Source organism: Bradyrhizobium sp. 139 (assembly GCF_023074175.1).
Taxonomy (GTDB): domain Bacteria; phylum Pseudomonadota; class Alphaproteobacteria; order Rhizobiales; family Xanthobacteraceae; genus Bradyrhizobium.
The window spans coordinates 53,784-74,672 of record NZ_JADPKS010000011.1 but is presented as its reverse complement, the minus strand read 5'-3'; the positions used below and the strand labels follow the sequence as shown (position 1 = coordinate 74,672).

19 protein-coding genes, 1 tRNA gene and 1 pseudogene are annotated in these 20,889 nt (G+C 62.7%); 11 read left to right on the top strand and 10 right to left on the bottom strand.

Translation table 11 applies throughout. From position 1 onward, the window contains the following. A partial coding sequence (locus tag IVA80_RS03900; protein WP_247425767.1) for a hypothetical protein occupies positions 1 to 207 on the bottom strand: 207 nt, incomplete at its 3' end. 129 nt (positions 208 to 336) lie between these two features. Here IVA80_RS03900 and IVA80_RS03895 point away from each other — a divergent pair. Both IVA80_RS03895 and IVA80_RS03890 read left to right on the top strand, forming a co-directional pair. Continuing rightward, a complete protein-coding gene (locus IVA80_RS03895) occupies positions 337 to 651 on the top strand; it encodes a hypothetical protein (RefSeq protein WP_247425766.1) in 315 nt (104 codons plus the stop codon). Between the two features lie 58 nt (positions 652 to 709). Next, entirely contained in the window at positions 710 to 2,236 is a 1,527-nt protein-coding gene (locus IVA80_RS03890; protein ID WP_247425764.1) for a hypothetical protein, read from the top strand. Between the two features lie 366 nt (positions 2,237 to 2,602). Here IVA80_RS03890 and IVA80_RS03885 read toward each other — a convergent pair. The 5 genes from IVA80_RS03885 to IVA80_RS03865 all read right to left on the bottom strand — a co-directional run bounded on the left by IVA80_RS03885 (position 2,603) and on the right by IVA80_RS03865 (position 7,197). Beyond that, a tRNA-Lys gene (locus IVA80_RS03885) sits at positions 2,603 to 2,678 on the bottom strand. 190 nt (positions 2,679 to 2,868) lie between these two features. Beyond that, positions 2,869 to 3,465: a Spy/CpxP family protein refolding chaperone gene (locus IVA80_RS03880; RefSeq protein WP_247425763.1), complete on the bottom strand. Its 597-nt coding sequence runs from the start codon at positions 3,463 to 3,465 to the stop codon at positions 2,869 to 2,871. Positions 3,466 to 3,662: 197 nt separating this feature from the next. Beyond that, the gene (locus IVA80_RS03875; RefSeq protein WP_247425761.1) at positions 3,663 to 4,664 is read right to left on the bottom strand and encodes a TRAP transporter substrate-binding protein; all 1,002 of its coding nucleotides are present in this window, start codon (positions 4,662 to 4,664) and stop codon (positions 3,663 to 3,665) included. 218 nt (positions 4,665 to 4,882) lie between these two features. After that, the gene (locus IVA80_RS03870) at positions 4,883 to 6,445 is read right to left on the bottom strand and encodes a 2-isopropylmalate synthase (RefSeq protein ID WP_247425759.1); all 1,563 of its coding nucleotides are present in this window, start codon (positions 6,443 to 6,445) and stop codon (positions 4,883 to 4,885) included. A 488-nt stretch (positions 6,446 to 6,933) separates the two neighbouring features. Beyond that, positions 6,934 to 7,197, bottom strand: a complete 264-nt coding sequence (locus IVA80_RS03865; protein ID WP_247425773.1) for a hypothetical protein — start codon at positions 7,195 to 7,197, stop codon at positions 6,934 to 6,936. Positions 7,198 to 7,502: 305 nt separating this feature from the next. Here IVA80_RS03865 and IVA80_RS03860 point away from each other — a divergent pair, with 305 nt between their 5' ends. From IVA80_RS03860 to IVA80_RS03825, 9 genes are all read left to right on the top strand, one after another. Then, positions 7,503 to 8,720, top strand: coding sequence for an SMP-30/gluconolactonase/LRE family protein (locus IVA80_RS03860; protein WP_247425757.1), 1,218 nt, complete (start codon positions 7,503 to 7,505; stop codon positions 8,718 to 8,720). 244 nt (positions 8,721 to 8,964) lie between these two features. After that, a complete protein-coding gene (locus tag IVA80_RS38540; protein WP_346347959.1) occupies positions 8,965 to 9,213 on the top strand; it encodes a hypothetical protein in 249 nt (82 codons plus the stop codon). Next, positions 9,210 to 9,626 carry a hypothetical protein gene (locus IVA80_RS38535; RefSeq protein WP_346347958.1) on the top strand — a complete coding sequence of 139 codons (417 nt, stop codon included), beginning with the start codon at positions 9,210 to 9,212 and terminating at the stop codon, positions 9,624 to 9,626. The genes IVA80_RS38540 and IVA80_RS38535 overlap by 4 nt, the downstream gene beginning before the upstream one ends. A 186-nt stretch (positions 9,627 to 9,812) precedes the next feature. Beyond that, positions 9,813 to 10,994, top strand: a complete 1,182-nt coding sequence (locus IVA80_RS03850; RefSeq protein ID WP_247425771.1) for an ABC transporter substrate-binding protein — start codon at positions 9,813 to 9,815, stop codon at positions 10,992 to 10,994. Positions 10,995 to 11,096: 102 nt separating this feature from the next. After that, positions 11,097 to 11,972 (top strand): branched-chain amino acid ABC transporter permease, encoded by an 876-nt coding sequence (locus IVA80_RS03845; protein WP_188100854.1) that lies wholly within the window; start codon positions 11,097 to 11,099, stop codon positions 11,970 to 11,972. Between the two features lies 1 nt (position 11,973). Next, complete coding sequence (locus tag IVA80_RS03840; RefSeq protein ID WP_247425754.1) at positions 11,974 to 12,900, top strand: branched-chain amino acid ABC transporter permease; 927 nt, start codon at positions 11,974 to 11,976, stop codon at positions 12,898 to 12,900. Further along, positions 12,900 to 14,381 carry an ATP-binding cassette domain-containing protein gene (locus tag IVA80_RS03835; RefSeq protein ID WP_247425752.1) on the top strand — a complete coding sequence of 494 codons (1,482 nt, stop codon included), beginning with the start codon at positions 12,900 to 12,902 and terminating at the stop codon, positions 14,379 to 14,381. Before IVA80_RS03840 ends, IVA80_RS03835 begins: the two co-directional genes overlap by 1 nt. A gap of 40 nt (positions 14,382 to 14,421) precedes the next feature. Then, positions 14,422 to 15,663 (top strand): ABC transporter substrate-binding protein, encoded by a 1,242-nt coding sequence (locus tag IVA80_RS03830; protein WP_247425750.1) that lies wholly within the window; start codon positions 14,422 to 14,424, stop codon positions 15,661 to 15,663. Between the two features lie 191 nt (positions 15,664 to 15,854). Further along, positions 15,855 to 17,165 (top strand): ABC transporter substrate-binding protein, encoded by a 1,311-nt coding sequence (locus IVA80_RS03825; protein ID WP_247425748.1) that lies wholly within the window; start codon positions 15,855 to 15,857, stop codon positions 17,163 to 17,165. Positions 17,166 to 17,484: 319 nt separating this feature from the next. On the opposite strand, the gene IVA80_RS03820 is transcribed toward IVA80_RS03825, so the two are convergent. The 4 genes and pseudogenes from IVA80_RS03820 to IVA80_RS38530 all read right to left on the bottom strand — a co-directional run. After that, on the bottom strand, positions 17,485 to 18,654 hold the full coding sequence (locus IVA80_RS03820; protein ID WP_247425746.1) for a Gfo/Idh/MocA family oxidoreductase: 1,170 nt from the start codon (positions 18,652 to 18,654) through the stop codon (positions 17,485 to 17,487). 47 nt (positions 18,655 to 18,701) lie between these two features. After that, positions 18,702 to 19,016 carry a septal ring lytic transglycosylase RlpA family protein gene (locus tag IVA80_RS03815; RefSeq protein WP_247425744.1) on the bottom strand — a complete coding sequence of 105 codons (315 nt, stop codon included), beginning with the start codon at positions 19,014 to 19,016 and terminating at the stop codon, positions 18,702 to 18,704. A gap of 103 nt (positions 19,017 to 19,119) precedes the next feature. Continuing rightward, a complete protein-coding gene (locus IVA80_RS03810) occupies positions 19,120 to 19,965 on the bottom strand; it encodes a CmcJ/NvfI family oxidoreductase (protein WP_247425742.1) in 846 nt (281 codons plus the stop codon). 515 nt (positions 19,966 to 20,480) lie between these two features. Then, positions 20,481 to 20,888, bottom strand: a pseudogene (locus IVA80_RS38530) (ABC transporter substrate-binding protein); the annotation flags it as partial. Position 20,889 lies beyond the last annotated feature (1 nt).

Below are 20,889 nucleotides of genomic sequence, written 5' to 3'. Positions count from 1 at the left end.
TCCTGCCATGATGTCGCTCCTCATTGCGCCAATCGCAAACGAGGAATCCGCCAACACCCAATCAGTTCCGACGCAGATTTCTTGGAATCGATCGTCTAGTGAGTCCTCGGCCCGATAAGTATAAGTCGGGATCAGCGCACCAGTTACGACCTGGATGCCGTGACTCTCCAAACGCGCGAATGTGCGAACTAATAGCCCTGCTAGCATCCTATTTGCACTCCAATGGAGCCGAATTCCCTACGCCCGATTCGGGACGCTTTCGCGTTCGTTTTCTCTGCTCTTATGTTGCATGGACTTCGGCCAAAGCAGCGAAGAGTGACGAGGCATCGCGGACTTATGCATCTGCGCCCGGTGAATACTTTACAGAGCATAGTACCGCCGTATTCCTCGGCCGAGGTTGCGACGGCGATCGGCATCTCGCTAGATACGTTCTATCGGACGCGCCAGATCCGACATGACCGCGACGGATTGCCAGCGCCGATCAGCGAATGCGGTCCGCTCAAATGGGAACGCACCGGCTTCGATGCTTGGCTGACTCGCCATCATCCAATGCGTACCATCGCTATCGACACATTTGCGCCACCGTCCGCAGCAAGCGATGAAGAACATCGCGAGCGGCTGCGAACGGCCTATGGACAGCACGGCGCTTGACATTCTGTTGGGCTCGATTCCAATGGGTGCCACATCTCACTTGGCACCGAGGCTGGCTATGGCCGATCCGAAGTTTCCCTATGTGAAGTGGCGCGACGGCCGTCCACGCTCATCACATGGCGCTTACGCCCGGGCACTCGGCTTTACCGATGGCGACTTGCGCCATCTGCCAAACGATGAAAAAGGCCGCCCGGTTGGTCGATGGTTCAATCTTCAGGAGGCATCCGACTTCTCCGACAAAAGAAGGTCTGAAATCGAGGCGGCGCGCCGCGCTGGTAAATTGCCTAAGAAGATTACAGTTCGCAAACGTAGTACGATCGAAGACCTTCTCGACGACTGGAGCAAATCGGAAGAGTTCAAGGCGCTATCAGCCGCCTCTCAATCTTCCTACCGCAAGTGTATCTCCGCCATTCTCTACCGGCCGCAAACGCGCGAGGCCGCTGCGAAGATGCGAGCCGAAATCCGCGCCGCGAAGCTGCTCGGCATGGCCGAGCCCACGCGCGAACTTGAAGCGATCGCGACTGCCACGCCCTCATCGATCGGCAAGCCAGAGTTCCGAGCATTCTATAACTATGCGAAATCGGTACGCGGCCATCATATGGCGCTGGCGATGATTGCAGCACTCTCGGCCGCATTCAGTTGGGGGCAGGAAAGCATCCTGTGGCGCTTGGGACCCAACCCCCGAGAAGGTATGGAGTTCGATCATCCAGACGGCCGAATCGTGCTGGTCGCAATGCCTGAATTTTCCGCGTGGGTCGCCGCAGCTGATGCAATCGAGCGGCCCTCAATCGGCGACAGTTTCTACCTCGCGCTATTCACCGGGCAGCGCCAGACCGACCGTCTGATCATGCGCAACGAGAGCGGTGTCGAGGGACGTCACGCATTCCGACAGAGCAAGACGGGCGAACTGGTCGACATCAAGGAGGCGCCACAACTTAGCGCGCGGCTGAACGCATCCCGCGTGCGAGTAAAGGAGCTCAAGTTACGTCTTCAGCTTGAGACGATCCCGTTCGAACTCGTCGTCAACGAGGACAATGGTGAGCCGTACGACGAGAGCACTTATCGCCATTGGGTCTCAACCGCGCGCGCGGTGGCCGTTTTCGGTTTTCTCGCACAGGATACTATCCGGCAAGCAATTGTGCGCGCAGAGCGGCTGAGCACTGAGTTGATCGGAAGCGTAAACAAACTGTTTGCACCTTTCCCACTCGACGAAAAGAACAAGGCGCACCGCGCCCGAGCGGTTGATCAGCGCAAGCGTGTCCTGGCGGAATGGCTTAGCGCGCAATCCGCGCGCGATTGCAGTGGCGATGAAACGGTGTGGCGCCTCAGGCCGTGCCCTGCCCTGATATTCGTCAACGGCGCCGGTGAACTCGACCAGAAGCACGACCAGGATCTACGCGATACCTGCGTGATGCTACTCGATCGGGCCAGCTGCGACCTGTTGACGATCTGCGATATCACCGGGCACTCGTACCGAAGTGCGCAGACCATCGTGAAGCACTACCGCGCCCGGAATGTGGATCGCGCCGATTCCGGTATCGACCGGCTCCAATTGCAGGTCCGGAAGGAAGGGATGAAGGGCTGATCGCAAGACCGGTTTTTCCGGCTCGCTGAAGCCCTTCGCCGTCCTGTGGTGCCCAACCGGTCAGTATTGGACTTGCACAGCGCGGCCCGACAACGGCTTCGGCCCGAGCAATCTCCACAACCGGTCATCGGACCTGATTCCAGATACATTCTACCGGGTCAGCACTTCGCTTCAAACCGGACGGGAGTAGTCCCTCGGCCCGTGTCAGCCGTAGTGAGGGCGGGTATCGGATCCCACTATAAACGCTCCCAGAAAATCATATCTCGTCGCACGGCGTGCGACGTACGACCACAAAAAGCGTCGCACGAGACCAGTTTTGTTCTATCGGAGAAACTAAAAAAGCCCTGCGGGCCAAACTTTTAGGGGTGGTGGGCGCACCAGGGCTCGAACCTGGGACCCGCTGATTAAGAGTCAGCTGCTCTACCAACTGAGCTATGCGCCCGAAAGGCGGTCAATGCCTTGCGAGGCCGGTCGTTTAGCAAAGCGATCCGGATATGGCAAGCGATGCGATGCAGGTTTTCCAAGGGTTTGCCAAGGCTTCGTCAAGACCTCGCCCACATCCCCCAAAAAGCGAAAAGCCGCTGGATTCCAGCGGCTTCGCCAAGGCTAATTCCCGCAAAATCCCTGACGGCTCAGAGCCGGCCCTCGCGATCCCGGTCCGGGCCGCCGTCGCGGTCGAAACGGTCGCCGTGGAAGCGGTCCATGCCGCGCTCCATCATGCGGTCCATGCCCCGTTCCATGAAGTGGCGGGGCGGGCCGTCCTCACCGCCCCCGAACGGGCCGCGGTGGCGGGTCAGCACGGCAAGACGCCGCTTCTGGCCCTCGTCGAGCGTCTTGTAGAGCGGATCGGCGGCATCGGCGATCTTCTTCAGGGCGGTGGAGGTAGCGCCCATGTCCTCGGCGCGCTGGCGCAGGCGGGCGACCGGATCCTCAGGCTTGTCGGCATCGCCCGGGCCGGCATTCATCCGCGCATTGGCGCGGTCGATGCGCAGCTTGGCGAAGTCGCGCACGGCGGCCTCGACCGGCGGCCACAGCTTCTCCTGATCGGCGCTGAGCTTCAGCCCGGCATGGACCGCAGCGATCCGCGCGTCGACCAAGGCGGCGCGGTCCTCCGGGTTCATGCGGATATGGCGGATGTGCTCCATCCACGGGCGATGAAATTGGGCATAGACCGCGCCCGAGCCGGCGATGCTGAGCACGGCGACGGCGGCGATGGTGAACTTCCTCATGCGAACCTCCTCTGGAAGGATGCCGTGAAGATGAGGGGCGCAAGGCTGACGCGCAACTTACAACTTGGACAGAGAGAGCGCTCTTACCAAGATGTGACTCCCTGAATGTCCATTCAGATGCAGATTGAAATCATTTGCAACAAAAAGGGCCTCCGTGCGGCCGGCACGGAAGCCCCTTCATTCATGGTCGATCCGGATCAGTTCGTCGTGCTCTTCGCTTCCTTCTGGAACTCGTCGATCAGCGGCTGGCCGACGCGGCCTGCGGCGTCCTTGTAGACCGGCTCCATCGCCTTGCGCAGCGCCTCGTCCTGCTCCGGCGTCAGCTTGATAATCTCGCTCTTGCCGCTCTTCTTGATCTCGGCGAGCGCGTCCTCGTTCTCCTTCTGCGACTGCGTATTGTTGAAGTCGGTCGCTTCCTTCATCGCCTTCGCAAGCTGGTCGCGGATGTCGGCCGGCAGATCGTCCCAGAACTTCTTGTTCACGATCACGACGTAGCCGATGTAACCGTGGTTGGTCTCGGTGATGTACTTCTGCACCTCGTGCATCTTCTGGGTATAGATGTTCGACCAGGTGTTCTCCTGCCCGTCGACGACGCCCGTCTGGAGCGCCTGGTAGACTTCCGAGAACGCCATCACCTGCGGCAGCGAGCTGAGCGCCTTGAACTGGGCCTGCAGCACGCGCGAGGACTGAATGCGAAACTTAACGCCCTGATAGTCCGCCGGCGTCACCAGCTTCTTGTTGGCGCTCATCTGCTTGAAGCCGTTGTCCCAATAGGCAAGGCCGGCGATGCCCTTGGAATCCAGTAGCTTGAGCAGCCTCGCGCCGAGCGGCCCTTCGGTCACTTTCCGCAGCGTCTTCAGGTCGGGAAGAATGTAGGGCAGATCGAACACCTCGAATTCGCGGATGCCGAGCGGACCGAATTTCGAGTTGGACGGTGCCAGCATCTGGACGCTGCCGAGTTGGAGCGCTTCGAGCTCTTCCTTATCCTTGTAGAGCGTCGAGTTCGGATAGACCTCGACCTTGACCTTGCCGCCGGTGTACTTCTCGGCGAGCTCCTTGAATTTCTCCGACGCCTTGCCCTTCGGCGTGTCGGTGGCGACGACGTGGCTGAATTTGATGATGATCGGATCGGCGCTGGCGGAGCCGACAAGGCTCAAGGCCAATGCCGCGACGGACGCCGCGATCGCGAAGGTGCGCATAATCTCTCCCAGTTGTTATTTGGGCCGCCCGGGGTGCGGGCGGCCGATCCTCATGCCGGTTGCATCAATACAGGCAGGCGCGCTGCGCTGCTATTGGCCGTTAGCAGGGCAGGTATCTCTCTGGCGGCCATTCCGGGGCGGTCCGAAGGGACCGAGCCCGGAATCTCAAGTTTGGGTCTGGTCCCTTCGGACCATCCCGGAACGACGAACTACGTTCGTCAGCTTGCCGCGGCCGTCGTCACCGTGTCGCGTTGGCGCTTCATGACGATCTTGTTGAGCGCGCCGAGATAGGCTTTTGCGGACGCCACCAGCGTATCCGGGTCCGCCGCGCGCGCCGTCATTGCACGTCCCTCATGCGACAGGCGCACCGAGACCTCGGCTTGCGCGTCGGTCCCCTGGGTCACGGCGTGGACCTGATACAGGTCGAGCTTGGCCTCGTGCGGCACCAGCGCCTTGATGCAGTTGAACACCGCGTCCACCGGGCCGTTGCCTTCGGCCTCCTCGATCTTGATCTGGCCGTCAATGTCGAGCTTCATGGTCGCGCGCTGCGGGCCGTGCGTGCCGGCGATCACGGTCAGCGAGGTCAGCTTGATGCGGTCGTGGGAGGCCGCCATCTCCTCGTCGACCAGCGCCTCGATGTCCTCGTCATAGATGTCCTTCTTGCGGTCGGCGAGCGCCTTCATCCGCGTGAACGCATCTTCCAGCTGGTTCGGGCCGAGCTTGTAGCCCATCTCCTCCAGCTTATGGACGAAGGCGTGGCGGCCGGAGTGTTTGCCGAGCACCAGCGAGGACTGCTTCAGGCCGACCATCTCGGGCCGCATGATCTCGTAGGTGGAGGCGTCCTTCAGCACGCCGTCCTGGTGGATGCCGCTCTCATGCGCGAACGCGTTACGACCGACGATAGCCTTGTTGTATTGCACCGGGAACGAGGTTGCCGCCGACACCACCTTCGAGGCGCGGGTGAGCTGCGTCGTATCGATCTTGTTCCAGTATGGGAATTTGTCGTTGCGCACGTTGATCGCCATCACGATCTCTTCCAGCGCGGCGTTGCCGGCGCGCTCGCCGATACCGTTGATGGTGCATTCGACCTGGCGCGCGCCGCCGATGATGCCGGCCAGCGAGTTCGCCACTGCCATGCCGAGATCGTTATGGCAGTGCACGGAGAACACCGCCTTGTCCGAGTTCGGCACGCGCTCGATCAGCGTCTTCATGAAGTGGGTGTACTCGTCGGGCGTGGTGTAGCCGACGGTGTCGGGGATGTTCACCGTGGTGGCGCCGGCCTTGATGACGGCTTCCACGATGCGGCACAAATAATCCATCTCGCTGCGGGTACCGTCCTCGGCCGACCATTCGACGTCGTCGATCTGGTTGCGGGCGCGCGCGACCATGGCGACCGAAGTGTCGAGCACCTGCTCCGGGGTCTTGTTCAGCTTCACCCGCATATGCAGCGGCGAGGTCGCGATCACGGTGTGGACACGGCCGCGCCTGGCGAATTTCACCGCCTCGGCGCAACGATCGATATCGGCCGGGTGCGCGCGGGACAGGCCGGCGATGACGGCGTTCTTGGAGCGGCGGGCGATCTCGCTCACCGCCTGGAAGTCGCCTTCGGAGGTGATGGGGAAGCCGGCCTCGATGACGTCGACGCCCATATCGTCCAGCATCTCGGCGACATCGAGCTTCTCCTCGAAGGTCATGGTGGCTCCGGGGCACTGCTCGCCGTCGCGCAGCGTGGTGTCGAAAATGATGACGCGGTCCTTGTCGGACTTTTTCACGGGGGCCATTACCAAATTTCCTTTTGAGCTTTTGCGCCGTTCAGTTGTCTGGGCGCTTGAGGTGTGCGGTGATCTCGACCAACCCCTGAGCGCCCAGGCGCGTGGCGCCCAGCCGGCCCTCAGGGGCAAGTAAGAAGAAGCCCGCCAATAAGGAGGGTGGGCAGCAGCACGGCCGGGATCGTGGCGGCGGCCAGAGCCACCTCCCCCGAAATCCCATCGATTTGGCCGCGAATCAGCATTGCCAGACCCTATTGAGCCCAAGAATCCTCGGTCAAAACCGTTGACGGTTGGTTGCCGGGAGGCTCGATGCGCCGTTTCTAGACGAGAAATAGCAGCAACCGCAACGCCAAAAGATGGTCAGAGGAGCTGACCTGTTGCAGCACTGGCCGTGCCCCGGGTTCGCCCGCCCGTTTCCCGGACCGGAACGCGCTAGTAGTGCGCAGAATCAGAAATTCTGTAAAGGCGAATATTGCTCGTCTGGTCAACGGCCCGTCAGGCTAGCTGGCGCGGCGACTGCGGGCCCGGCTTTCCCAGCGGTCCAGCATCTGGCCGAGCTCGCCGGTGGCCGGTGGCAGAGCCGCGTTGCCGGCCGCAACTTCATTGGTGTTGGCGGGCGCGGCGGCGCGGAGCCAGCCCGGTACGGTATATTCACGCCAGCGGCGCGCCTCCGCGCGACGTTTGCGCGAGACGAAATCGCGGGTGAAATAGCCGGCGGCGAACGCGATGGCGAGCGCAATGACCAGTGCAACAACGGCTAACACGATGAACTCCGGCTTGGGCCCCGGCAGACGTTCTGCCAGCATTGCGCGTGAGGTCAAGGCTTGACACGTCCCAAAAACGATTCCGGTCGACCGCCAAAACTCCGAAGACAAGATCCCGGACGACAAGACCGGGGCCAATTGTTACCTTGCCCTCGCGCGGCCGCAATGCGGCCGCGTTCCGGCCTTTGCCGGCTCGGTATCGCACGGAGGATGCGAACCTGCCCCTCGCAACCGACCCGAGATCGCATTAACCTCAGGTTGCTCGGCCGGATCAACCGGCCAGTGAACATGACCGGGAGGACGCGATGACACGTCATGAGCTGCGTGACCAGGATGCTGCGCTATCACGACGAACACTGGTCCGGGGGCTCGCGCTCGGCGCCGCGGCCACAATCGCCGGCCCCGCGCTGGCCCAGACCGGACCTGCCGCGCCGCCGACGACGATCACTACCCCGCCGCGCGATTTCGGTCCCAACGGCGCGCCGACGACGTATTTCTGGGACCCCGACATCATCGCCGTCGATCCGTCGTTCAACGATCTCGCGCAGCCCAACACCGCGATCAAGCGGCTCTACACCGGCGTGCTATGGGCCGAAGGCCCGGCCTGGAGCGCGCAGGGCCGGTATTTGTTGTGGAGCGACATTCCCAACAACCGGCAGATGCGCTGGAGCGAGGACGACGGCCGCGTCAGCGTGTTCCGCTCGCCCTCCAACAATTCCAATGGCAACGCGTTCGACTTCCAGGGTCGTCAGCTCTCCTGCGAACATTTGACCCGGCGGGTGACGCGCTATGAGCATGACGGCACCGCCACGGTGCTCTGCGACAATTACAACGGCAAGAAGCTGAACTCGCCGAACGATGTCGTCGCCCATTCCGACGGCAGCTACTGGTTCACCGACCCGCCCTATGGCGGCCAGCTCTATGAAGGCGAGCCCGACGTCGCGGGCGGCCCGAGCAATGCGGGCGGCAAGCTCAATCCGCGGATCGGACAGCCGGCCGGCTTCATGCCGGGCAAGCGCGAGCTGCCGACCAATTGCTATCGCATCGATCCCTCGGGCCGCATCGACCTCGTCGTCAGCGAGGAGCAGGTGCCCGATCCCAACGGCCTGTGCTTCTCGCCCGACTACAAGAAGCTCTACGTCGCCTCAACCGGCAAGGGGCCGGGCGACACCGGGTCCGGCGGCAAGGGCGAGATCTTCGTATTCGACGTTGGCAGCGACAACAAGCTCTCCAACCTCAAGAAGTTCAGCGATTGCGTGATCGACAGGGTGAAGTGCGGGCCCGACGGCGTGCGCTGCGACGTCAACGGCAATGTCTGGGCCTCCAGCAATGCCGGCCGCGCGGTCGGCTACAACGGCGTGACGGTGTGGTCGCCGGAGGGCAAGTTGCTCGGCCGCATCCGCCTGCCGGAAGTGTGCGGCAACATCTGCTTCGGCGGCCCCAAGCGCAACCGCCTGTTCATGGCCGCGAGCCAGTCGCTCTACGCCGTGTATACGGCGACGCAAGGCGCGGGCCCGGGCTGAGACGAGGCGACGCAAGCACGCGCAAGGGCGCCGGCGAACCGCCGGCGTCCGATTTTTTCCTGCACGCACCATTTGCCCAAAAAACCGCCACGAACATTGCGCGCCGAGCTCCCTGCTCGCAATCAAGTTACGCCTCGGGAAAATCTCCGCCATCAATCCAACGAAGATTAAGTCGCGCGGTAGGCCGCTGCGCGGCGCGGTGGGGATGACGCCCTCTGCGACGCGCGTCCGACATGAGTTGGGAGTGCGCGATGCGCCATATGCCGAACGACACGATCATCGTCAGCGTTGGGACCAGCAATTCGTGACCGAATTCGGAGATCCCGGTCTGCCGATCGACGGCCGCGGAGAGAACGATGCGATGATCGCGACGGTTGATGCGGTCAACGGGGTTCTAACTTTTGTCGGCGACGGCACGAACATGCAAGGCCATTCGCACGGCGGGCCGAACAACGACCTGTTCGCCTTCATACCGGATCGGGCCAGGATGTGATCAACGATTTCGATCAAGGCAACAAGGCCGTCGGCAGCACTGCGCGCGAGCACGACGTGATCAATGTCCACGTTTACGGTTTTGCAAGTTGGGCTGCGCTGAAGAGCCTGATCAGCGGCGACAGCTCCGGCAATGCCGCGATCCACCTGACGGCCAATGATACGATCAGATCCACGCCGCGGATCTCCATGCCGGAGATTTCGTCATCTAGAGGCAGCAGCTACAGCCGCGTGCACGCTGAGCTGGTCATGTGCGGACGTGTGGATGGAGAGATCGTCGGCGGTCCGTCCGCGTCAACGAACGTCTTCGCCAAAGAACGTCTCAACGTCTGTCGCGGCGGATACGCATGCCCGCCGACGAAATCTGCATGCCTGATCTGCCGGGACGCGCGGCACCGCTCTCTATTTATTTGAGCAGCTCTAGACTTTAGCCTCGTCTCACAATCCTGAATGCAGTTTCACTTGCCGAGACTGCCATCGCAGTTATAGTCCCGCCCAATAGCTCAAAAGAGGCTTGTTCAAGAGGAGAGAAACAGTATGAAGAAGATACTCCCTGGTGCATTGCACATACTGCTCGGCGCGGCGACAATCGGCGCGCTGATGACCGCATCAGGCGCCGCACTTGCGGCGGATCCGATCAAGATCGGCGTGATCGCGGAAGCGCAGGCGATTGCCGGCGCATCGATCCCGCAGGCCGCCCAACTCGCCGCGGACGAGATCAACGCCAAGGGTGGCGTTGATGGCCGCAAGATCGAGATCATCTCTTACGACAATCACTCCTCCTCGGCCGATTCGGTCCGTGCGTTCCAGCGCGCGGTGAACGAGGACAAGGTCAACGCGGTTATCGCCAGCTATATCAGCGAAGTCGTGCTGGCGCTGGAGCCGTGGGCCTCGCGGTTGAAGACGCCGTTCGTCACGCCGGGTGCCGCCTCCAACGAGATCAGCAAGAGCGTTCACGCCGACTATGAGAAAAACAAGTACACTTTCCACGGCTATCTGACCTCGGCCGCGCTGGCACTCTCGGTCTGCGACGGCGCCAAGGACCTGCTGGTCGACAAGCTGCACATGAAGACGGCGGTCATCATGAGCGAGGACGCCGCCTGGACCAAGCCGCTCGATGTCGGCTACGAGGAGTGCCTGCCCAAGATCGGGCTGAAAGTGCTCGACCACATCCGCTTCTCGCCCGACACCACCGACTTCACGCCGATCTTCAACAAGATCGAGGGCGCCAAGCCCGACGTGATCATCACCGGCATCTCGCATGTCGGCGTGCAGCCGACGGTGCAATGGAAGAACCAGCAGGTGCCGATCCCGATGTTCGGCATCTCCTCGCAGGCCACCAACGAGACTTTTGGCAAGGACACCAACCAGGCGGCCGAGGGCGTGCTCTATCAGGGCGTCTCCGGGCCCGGCGTCGCGGTGACGCCGAAATCGGTGCCGTTCGCCGACAACTTCAAGAAGAAATTCGGCAACTATCCGTCTTATGCCGGCTACACCGCCTATGACGAAGTCTATTACATCGCCGACGCGGTGAAGCGGGCGGGCTCGACCGAGGCCGACAAGCTGGTCGACGCGCTCGAGAAGACCGACTGGGAAGGCACCATCGGGCGTGTCCAGTTCTACGGCAAGGACGATCAGTTCACCCACTCGATCAAGTACGGCAAGGGGCTCATCACCGGGCTGATGCTGCAATGGCAGGGCGGCAAGCAAAGCGCAGTCTGGCCCAAGGACGTCGCCAAGGTCGACGTCAAGTTCCCCGGCTTCATCAAGCTCAGCAACTAGCAGCAAATGCTCCCGGGACCACCTCCCGGGAGCTTCCACATGCGGCTCCCCGCAGCACCTTCCCTCAAAGCGGCAGCTTGGCTGCCACCCGGCCAATCATAGATGCGAGCTTTCCAGATATTGATCGATGGCTTTGCCATCAGCGCCCTCTACGCTCTCGGTGCCACCGGCTTCACCCTCATCTTCGGCGTCTCCGGCGTCCTCAATCTCTCTCACGGTGCGATCATGGTGGCGGCAGCAGTGGCGGCCTGGGCCGCCGCCAGCGTGCTCAATGTCGGCACCTATGCCGGCGCGCTGATCGGGGTCGCCGTCGCCCTCCTCACCGCCTTTGCGACCTACTTCGCGGTCGTGAAGCCGATTCAGGATTCCCGGCGCATCCCCAATGAGGAGAAGGAGATCTTCGTCCTCACCGGCACGCTGCTCTGGGGCATCATGATCCAGGAGTTGATCGCCTATTTCTTCACCAACAACGCCAAGACGGTGCTGCCGATCGTCGAAGGCGTCGTCGAGATCCTCGGCGTCCGCACGCCCAAAAACGAGATTTTTACGGCAATCGTGTGCTGCCTCGTGATCGCGTTGTTGTGGCTGCTGGTGAACCGCACACGCACCGGCAAGGCGGTGCTGGCGGCCTCGATGAACCCGCGCGGCGTCACCCTTCTCGGCCTCGAGCTCACCAACATCTACATCGTGGTCTGGGCAATCTACGGCATCCTCGCCGGCATTGCCGGCGTGTTGCTCGGAATGTTTCTCGGCGTCAGCTCCTATAGCGTCGGACCGCTGACCGCGAGTGCGTTCTCGATCGTGGTGCTCGGCGGCCTCGGCAGCGTCTCCGGCTCGCTGATCGCGGCCTTCGTGGTCGGTTATCTCGAAACCCTCACGGCCTATCTGGTCTCGCCGGCCTACCGCACCATTCCGGCGCTGCTGCTGCTTGTCTTCGTGATGTACATCCGGCCCCAGGGCCTTCTGGGGAGACGCTGAGATGACCGGCTTCTTTAACTCACGGCTGTTCTTCATATCGCTTGCGCTGGTCGTGATCGCGGCAACGCTGCCGCTCTACGTTTCCGGCTATGTGCTCGGACTGCTCACCGTCGCGTTCTATTTCGGCGTGTTCGCGATGGCCTGGGACCTGCTGTTCGGCTTCGCCGGCGAAGTCAATTTCGGTCCGACCTTTTTGATCGGCGTCGGCGCCTACACCGCCGGCATCCTGAATGCCCAGTTCGGCTGGTCGGTCTATCTCTGCATCGTGCTCGGCGCGCTGGCCTCCGTCGTCGCCGGCCTCGTGCTGGCGTTACCGGCACTGCGGGTGCGCGGGCCCTATTTCGGCCTGACTACGCTGGTCGCCGTGCTGATGCTGCAGAACTTCATCGTCGTGTTTGCCGATCTCACCGGCGGCGAGATCGGGCTCACCATCCCCGACGTCATCTCCATCAACGCCGGCGTCAATTACTGGATCGCGCTTGGCTTCATGACGATCTCGGCGGCGATTCTCTATGGCCTGTCGCAATCGCCGATCGGGCTCGTGCTCCAGGCCAGCGGCCAGGATCCGGTGCAGGCCGGCGCGCTCGGCTTCAATATCGTCAAGCACAAGCTCGCCGCCTTCATCGTCAGCGCGTTCTTCTCGGGGCTGTCGGGGGCGCTTCTCGTGTTCTACTTCGGCACCGCGTCGGTCGGGACCGTGGTCGACGTCGCGGTCGGCGTCAACGTGATCGTCTCGGCCGTGCTCGGCGGGCGGCGCACCGTGCTTGGCGCGGCGCTGGGCGCGATCTTCCTGATCGTCGCCGGCGAATTCCTGCGGCCGACCGGCGAGCTTGCGACTTTCATCGTCTCGGCGGTTGCGTTGCTCGTCGTGCTGTTCTTCCCCGGCGGCTTCCTCGGAGCGGCCCTCTCGCGCGAGGCGCGTTCGTGATGGATCAGAGGCTTTCAAACCGTCCCGTGCTCGAAGTCCGCGGCCTCACAAAGCGCTTCGGCGGATTGACGGCGGTCAAGAACCTCGGCTTCGAGGTCAATAGCGGCGAGATTTTTGGCCTGATCGGGCCGAATGGCTCGGGCAAATCCACCGCGATGAAGAGCGTGATGGGCATCGAGCGCCCAACCGCCGGCGAGGTGATTTTCGAGGGCGAGAACGTGGCCGGCCTTCCCGCGCACAAGATCGCACGCAAAGGCTTCGGCATGGTGTTCCAGCACTCGCGGCCACTGAACCGGCAGACGGTGCTGGAAAACATCATGGTCGCGCTGTTGCCGGACAGCCTGTTCATGCTGTTCCCGGACAAGGCGCTGGTCGAACGCGCCAAGTGGATCGCCGACCGCGTCGGGCTCGGCTCCGTCATGAACCGCCGCCCGCCAACGCTGCCGTTCGCCGATTTGCGCCGGCTTGAGCTTGCGAAGGCCATCGCGCGTGACCCGAAAGTCGTGCTGGTGGACGAACCCTTCGCCGGACTGACGCGGGCCGAGGTCGATGTCTTCTCCGACCTGATCCGCAGCTTTCGCGACGAGGGCCGCGCCGTGATGCTGGTCGACCACAACGTCAAGAGCGTCGCGGCTCTCGTCGACCGCGTGCTCGCGATGTATCTCGGCGAGGAGATCGTCACCGGCAAGGCCGACGAAGTCATGAAGAACGAGACGGTGCGCCGGGTCTATCTCGGCGGCGCCATCGAGACCCATGCGCGGCCCGAGACCAGCTTCAAGGATAAGGTGCCGCTGCTCCAGGTCGAGAATGTCAGCGTTTTCTACGGCAAGGCGCAGGCGCTGGAGAACGTCTCGATCCACATTCACGAGGGCGAGTTCGTCTCCATTGTCGGCCTCAACGGCGCCGGCAAGACCACGCTGTTCAACACCATCTCCGGCTTCCTGCCCTATAGCGGCGAGATCGCACGCGGCGGCGACAAGCTGCGCGGCACGAGCCCGGCGAAAATTGCCCGCAGTGGCCTCGTGCAATGCCCGGAATCGCGCGAACTGTTCGGCGAGATGAGCGTGCGCGAAAACCTCGATCTCGGCGGTCAGCATCTGGCCGACGACAAGCGCGCGGCACAGCTCGCCTGGCTGTTCGAGCTGTTCCCGATCCTCAAAGAACGCCAGGGCCAATTGGCGCAGACGCTCTCCGGCGGCGAGCAGCAGATGCTCGCGATCGGCCGCGCGTTGATGATGCAGCCGCAGATCCTGATCCTGGACGAGCCGACGCTGGGCCTCGCCCCCGTCATCCTCGAGCAATTGTCCAAGGCGCTGGAGAAGCTGCGGCAGACCACGTCGATCACGGTGCTGCTCGGCGAGCAGAACGTGACCTTCGCGCTGCCGCATGCCGACCGCGTCTATGTGCTGGAGCATGCAAGGATCGTCTGGGAGGGCGATCCCGGACGCTTCGCCGCCGAGGCCGGCGCCGACTTTCTCTAATTCGCGCGTATCAGCAACAAAGCAAGAAAGGGAAACGACCATGCGACCATCGACGAATTTGAGCGGCAACTTCCTTCTCGCCTCAGCGCTCGCGCTGTGCCTCGCCGCCCCCGCCTACGCGCAATCGAACGATCCGATCAAGATCGGCGTCATCGCCGAGGTGCAGTCGATCGCCGGGGCCGCGACACCTGGCGGCGCGCAGATCGCCGCCGACGAGATCAATGCCAAGGGCGGCATCCTCGGCCGCAAGATCGAGATCGTCACCTATGACAACAAGAGCTCGTCGGCCGACTCGGTGCGTGCGTTCCAGCGCGCGGTGAGCGAGGACAAGGTTTCGGCGGTGATCGCCAGCTACATCAGCGAGGTCGTGCTGGCGCTCGAGCCCTGGGCGGCGCGGCTGAAGATGCCGCTGATCACACCGGGCGCCGCCTCGAACGAGATCACCAAGGCAATCCACAACGACTACGAGAAGAACAAGTACACCTTCCACGGCTATCTGACTTCGGCTGCGCAGGCCCAGCTCGTCTGCGATGCCGCCAAGGATCTCCTGGTCGACAAGCTCAAGTTCAAGACGGTCGCGATCATGAGCGAGGACGCGGCCTGGACCAAGCCGCTCGATGTCGGCTACGAGGCGTGCCTGCCCAAGGCTGGCCTCAAGGTCGTCGAGCATGTTCGCTTCTCGCCCGATACCACCGACTTCACGCCGATCTTCAACAACATCGAGGGCAAGAAGCCCGACGTGATCGTCACCGGCATCTCGCATGTCGGCGTGCAGCCGACGGTGCAGTGGAAGAACCAGCAGGTGCCGATCCCGATGTTCGGCATCAGCGCGCAGGCGCTGAGCCCGACCTTCTGGAAGGACACCAATGGCGCTGCCGACGGCGTGCCGTCGCTGGCGGTCGCAACGCCCGACGTCGCGGTGACGCCGAAGACGAAACCGTTCGCAGCTGCCTTCAAGGCCAAGTTCGGCACGCCGCCGGCCTACACCGGCTACACCGCCTATGACGAGGTGTACTTCATCACCGAGGCCATCAAGCGCGCCGGCTCGACCGATTCCGACAAGATGGTCACTGAACTCGAGAAGACCGACTACGAGGGCACGATCGGCCGCATCCAGTTCTACGGCAAGGACGACGAGTTCACCCATGGCATCAAGTCCGGCCCCACAACCGTGTCCGGCCTCGTCTTCCAGTGGCAGGACGGCAAGCAGATCGTGGTCTGGCCGGAGAAGATCGCGGAAGGCAAGATGAAGTTTCCGAGCTTCGTGAAACTGTCGCAGTAGTCACCTCGCACCAACATCGGCCCATCGCTCCGCCTGGGAGCGGTGGGCTGTTTCCTTGTTCTTTCGCAGCTGCGTTGTGTGCCGCGGCCGCTGGTATCGACCTTGGGCGGTGTTGACTTTCCACTGCCCGCTCTGAATACTTCGCAAAAAAAATAAGCCAGTCATAAAGACGGTTCAGAGGGAGGATAACGATGCCGACTTCACGCAGGACGCTGCTGAAGACCTCGGCGGCTGCGGCCGCCGCACTCAGCCTCGATTGGACGCGGGCAAAGGCGCAAGCCGAGACATTGCGTATCGGCCTGATCTACGACCTCACCGGTCCGTTCGCCGCCGGCGGCTCGGTCGCCTCCTCGGTCGGTGCCCAGATCGCCATCGACCTTGTCAACGAGAAAGGTGGCATCGGTGGCAAAACCAAAATCGTGCCGGTCGCCGCGGACTCACAGAGCAAGGCCGACGTGGCGATCAACGAGGCCGAGCGGCTGATCAGCCAGGAGAAGATCGACATCATCAACGGCGTGTATTCCAGCGCGCATGCGGTGCCGATGGCGGCGAAAGTCGAGCAGCAGAAGAAGATTCTCTGGATCACGACTGCGGTCTCGACCGCCGTGTTCAAGGACAAGAACCTGCAATATGTGTTTCGCGCGCAGATCCATTCCGATCAATACGGCCAGGCCTTTGCGGGCTTCGTCGCCGAGCACGCGCAAGGCAAGCTCGGCATGGACCCGAAGGACGTCAAGGTCGCGCTGATCCACGAGGACGGCCCTTACGGCGTCGGCGTCGCCGCGGCCGACGAGGCCTATGCCAAGCAGGCGGGCATCCAGGTGGTGATGCGCGAAGGCTATTCGGCTTCCGCGCCCGACCTCTCGGTGCTTGTGACCAAGCTCAAGCGCGCCAAGGTCGATGTGATCTCGCATGCCGGCTACAATCCCGACATCACCCTGTTCCTGCGTCAGGCCCGCGAGAGCGGACTGCGATTCAAGATGCTGTTCGGCGCGGGCGCCGGCTACAGCCAGCTCGACAAGCTGCGCGCGACCTTCGGGCCCGACATCGACAATTTCTGCAACATCGATCCGGTGCCCGCGCAGTTGCTCGATCCGTCAAAACTTGCGCCGGGTATCGGCGATCTGACCAAGACCATGGTCGCGCGCTACCAGGCCAAGACCGGTGCCACCGACGTGCCGCCGCACTGCTCGATGGGCTTCAACCAGACTTGGGTGCTGCTCAACAACGTGCTGCCGGTCGCCAAGGAGAAATACGGCAGCTTCGAGCCCGAGGCCATTCGCAAGGCCGCGCTCGACGTCGACATCCCCGCCGGCGGCACCATCCAGGGCTATGGCGTCAAATTCTTCCCGCCGGGCACGCCGTTGTCGGGCCAGAACGAGCGTTCGACGCCGGTCGTGATGCAGAACGCCGGCGAGCACATCTCGGTGGTGTGGCCGACGAATATCCGCACGCAAGACCCGGTGTTTCCGCTGCCGAAGGGCTCGACTTACGGGACGTAGCTGACTAGACGACGCACGCGACTGCGCTCCCTCGCCCCGCTTGCGGCAAGGCAATCGCATATACACGGCTATCGCATATGAAGAAACACGTGGCTGGAGGCTCGGCTGCGGCCATCCTTCGAGACGCCCGCCTATGGCGGGCCCTCAGGATGAGGGACGAGTACGCGGCAGCAATTTCAACGGAGACCGATGCAGCTAAGCCTCATCCTGAGGAGACCGCGAAGCGGTCGTCTCGAAGGACGAGGCGCTCGCTCAGGTCCCTCCGAGATGTCGTATGCGATAGCCCTGCCCTCCAGGGGAGGGTAAGAGAGCAGCGGCCCTACACCACCACCCGTCGCCCCTCCTCCGCCGCCCAGTATCCCGCGTAATTCACCTTGATCGTCTCGTGCGCCAGCGCCAAATCCGACAGCGGCTGCCGCCCCGTGGCGGCGCATTCCATGAAATCCTGGATCTCCTGGAGATAGCCGCGCGTCCACTCCTCCTCGAGGCAGACATATTGCCAGCCGGTTTTGCGGTCGACCTTCTCAGTGATGTAGACGCTGGCAAGCTTCTCCTCGGAGGTCTGGTAGCTCATCAGATGCGTGTTCGGCGTGATGTTAGCGAACAGCGAACCGCCGCTCGTGTACGTCTCGATCAGGTTGCGCACGCCGCCCATGGTCATGTCGCCGGAGAACACGGTGGCCTTGGTGCCGTCCGAAAACGTCGCGGTCAGCGTGCCCCAATCCTCGACGTCGATCGGGTTGGCCTTGATGTAGGTGCGCTCCTCCGGCTTCAGGACCGCCGTGACGTTGCCGACGTCGCCGGTGACGCTGGCGACGCGGATGGTCTCGCCGCGCGCCTTGGCCTCGACCTGCTTGAGGTAGAGCACGGCCGAGAGCGGATGGCAGCCCATGCGGATCAGCGAGCCGCCGCCGGTCATCGCCCATTGCGCGGCATGCGCCGCGTGCGAGCCGGAATGGCTCTCCTCGCCCTTCATGAACAGGATCTTGTCTTTCGTCGCCTTGATGATCTCCGCGGTCTTGGTCACCGCCGGTGCGTAGATCCAGTCCTCGGCATACATGAAGAGTTTTCCGGTGCGCTCGATCGCGACCCGCGTCGCGTCCATCTCCTCGAGCACCCGCTCATACATCAGCGCCTTCGGCACGCGCTTGCCGATCGGCTGCGCATCGCCTGCGCGGCCGAAATAGCCGGCAAACGGCTTCTCGCAGATGACATGCTTGCCGGCCTGCATGCTGGCTACGATCATCTCGGCATGGAGGTTGGGCGGGGTGCAGATGTCGATGACGTCGAGTTCGCGGTCCGCCACCAGTTCGGCGAAGCTGCGATAGACCCGCGCGATCTGGTGGCGGCCGGCGAACTCGACGACGCGGTCGCCGCGCGCAGCCACGGCGGCGACCTCGACATCCACGCCGTAGACGCGCCGGAACGCATGCATGTGCAGCTCCGACACGAAGCCGCAGCCCACCAGCCCTACCCTGATCCCAGCCATAGCGCCCCTCAGCCTTGTCTAGGCGGCACTATAGCGCCCTTGCGGGCCTAATCCACCGAGACGCGGACCACGCCGGCACTCATCATGCCAAGCGCGCGGGCGGCGGGGACGGAGAGATCGACGATACGGCCCCGGATGAACGGTCCTCGATCATTGACGCGGCATTGGATCGAGCGGCTGCCATAGGACACCCTCAGAACACTGCCGAAGGGGCGCGTTCGATGCGCGCAGGTCAACTCGCCAGCTTTGCCGGCCTTTCCGTAGCCGTAGTATGAAGCAAGACCGCTTTCGGCATGTGCAACAGAAACAGCGGAAAGCGAAAAAGTCGCAATGCAAGAGAATAGCGTCGTCTGCGCTCGCACGGCACCGCTCCGGGTTGGCCCTGCCCGGAGCCCAAACGTTTGTTGGTTCCCCTAAGTTCCCCAGCCACCGCCGGGCATTACCAGGCAGTGCCATCACACATTGTTACTGTTTGTGGAAGACCAGCGTGCGGACCTCGATGCTCTCGCGCGGAGCCGCATCGGTCGGCGTGGTCGGATCGATAAAGGCCGTATGCGGCCCGAACCGCGTCCGGCCGTCGATTGCGGAATCATAGCACTTGAGCAGCAGCGCCTCGTCTGGCGTCATCTCCGGGAAATAGAACCAGCGATGATTCGGATTGTATTTCACCGAATAGGTTTCGCCGCGGCGATTGGGATAGATCAGATCGGAGGCGACGAGATCGTCGGGCGCGACCGTGGTGCCGTCAGCCATCGCCAGCGGTGAATCGCGCAGGGGACCGCGGATCGGCCGCCAGAGATTGATCACCTGCACGCGTCCCCTCAGCAGCTCATCGGCCTCGTCAGGCAGATGCTCGCGGACGCGGTTGGCGCCGGAGACGGCGGTCTGATCGACATGGACGCGCGTCGCAGGCTGGCGCGGGCCACCGTCGCGGATGTCCGGGGCCCCTTCGACGCGCTTGCGCACGGTATGATCGAAGATGACGACGCGATCGGCCTTCAGCGTCGCGCGCAGGAACGCCTCGACGGCGGGATAGTAGACCGCTCGTATTTCCTTGTCGTCGTAAAAATCCTTCACCTGGTTCGGATGGCGCACCAGCGCAAAGCCCTCGCGATCGAGCGAGATATTGTTTGCGATCAGCCGCGCATCGAAGATCGGGACCTGATGCGGCTCCGGCAACGACGTGCTCTTCGGCTCGCCCGGCGGCGGATCGAAAGCATAGGCGCGCGGCTTGCCTGAGACCGGCGCGAGGTAGTTGAGTTCAGCGGTGACGAAGGGAAGCGATTCGATTTTTGTTTCTTGCAGGCCCATGGCCGGTCTCCCGATGTGATCGTCTGCTTGATCTTTGACGGGATGCAGCGGGTTGCAAGAGAGGCGGAGCAAATAGCAATGGGAGTGTTGTCAAGAGCGAGGAATGCAGAAGGAACATTTCGAGGGTAGACCAACGTACGCTCCTCACTTTCTCCCCTTGTGGGAGAAGGTGGCGCGAAGCGCCGGATGAGGGGTCTCTATCCACGAACTCAAATGCGAGAGATTCCGTGCGGAGAGAGACCCCTCACCCGTCTCGCTGCTACGCAGCGAGCCACCCTCTCCCACAAGGGGCTAAGGCGTGCACACATCTTTCGGCCGTTGGTCAGCACCAATGGAAAGCGCAAGTCTTTTCAATGATAGCTGACCGACCGCTCTTTGGGCGGTTCCGAAACCTGGGGTCATCTAAGTCCCTGTATTAGATTCCGTTTTTGAGATGTGTGCATGCCTTAGCCCACAAGGGGAGAGGGGAAGCAGCAGCGTCGCACGCTGCAGCGCGTCCGGGACATGGGAGCGTCCTACAATCCCGCTTTCGCGATCGCGTCGGCAAAGGAGCGGTCGACGATCTCCGCCGCATCGAGCTTCTGCTTGATCAGGCCCCAACGAAAATAGAGATCGATCGTGCTCTGCTCGTCCGCGACCACGCCGTCGTCGATCGGCGCGATCCGGATCTTTGCGCGCGACAGTCAGTTCTGCGGCACGGCGGTCGGGATGTTCATCAGCTTGCCCCAGGTCGCTGCATAGCCCTCGACATTGTTCAGCGACCACGTCCGCGCCGCGGTGAGGCGCCGGATGAAGTCGGTCAGCTCGGCGCGCTTGTCGCGGATCGCGTCGGGCCGCGCCACCTGAAAGCTCAACCCCGGCGTCAGGCCCTCCGAGGTGATGATGCGGCGCGACTTGAACAGCACTTCCTCCTGGCTAACATGA

Bases quoted from the DNA above. Each gene is read 5' to 3' on its own strand.
- IVA80_RS03810 (WP_247425742.1), bottom strand. From the start codon at position 19,965: ATGGGCCTGCAAGAAACAAAAATCGAATCGCTTCCCTTCGTCACCGCT.
- IVA80_RS03880 (WP_247425763.1), bottom strand. From the start codon at position 3,465: ATGAGGAAGTTCACCATCGCCGCCGTCGCCGTGCTCAGCATCGCCGGC.
- IVA80_RS03850 (WP_247425771.1), top strand. From the start codon at position 9,813: ATGACCGCATCAGGCGCCGCACTTGCGGCGGATCCGATCAAGATCGGC.
- IVA80_RS03840 (WP_247425754.1), top strand. From the start codon at position 11,974: ATGACCGGCTTCTTTAACTCACGGCTGTTCTTCATATCGCTTGCGCTG.
- IVA80_RS03895 (WP_247425766.1), top strand. From the start codon at position 337: ATGCATCTGCGCCCGGTGAATACTTTACAGAGCATAGTACCGCCGTAT.
- IVA80_RS03845 (WP_188100854.1), top strand. From the start codon at position 11,097: ATGCGAGCTTTCCAGATATTGATCGATGGCTTTGCCATCAGCGCCCTC.
- IVA80_RS03835 (WP_247425752.1), top strand. From the start codon at position 12,900: ATGGATCAGAGGCTTTCAAACCGTCCCGTGCTCGAAGTCCGCGGCCTC.
- IVA80_RS03870 (WP_247425759.1), bottom strand. From the start codon at position 6,445: ATGGCCCCCGTGAAAAAGTCCGACAAGGACCGCGTCATCATTTTCGAC.
- IVA80_RS03825 (WP_247425748.1), top strand. From the start codon at position 15,855: ATGCCGACTTCACGCAGGACGCTGCTGAAGACCTCGGCGGCTGCGGCC.
- IVA80_RS03875 (WP_247425761.1), bottom strand. From the start codon at position 4,664: ATGCGCACCTTCGCGATCGCGGCGTCCGTCGCGGCATTGGCCTTGAGC.
- IVA80_RS03890 (WP_247425764.1), top strand. From the start codon at position 710: ATGGCCGATCCGAAGTTTCCCTATGTGAAGTGGCGCGACGGCCGTCCA.
- IVA80_RS03860 (WP_247425757.1), top strand. From the start codon at position 7,503: ATGACACGTCATGAGCTGCGTGACCAGGATGCTGCGCTATCACGACGA.
- IVA80_RS03830 (WP_247425750.1), top strand. From the start codon at position 14,422: ATGCGACCATCGACGAATTTGAGCGGCAACTTCCTTCTCGCCTCAGCG.
- IVA80_RS03820 (WP_247425746.1), bottom strand. From the start codon at position 18,654: ATGGCTGGGATCAGGGTAGGGCTGGTGGGCTGCGGCTTCGTGTCGGAG.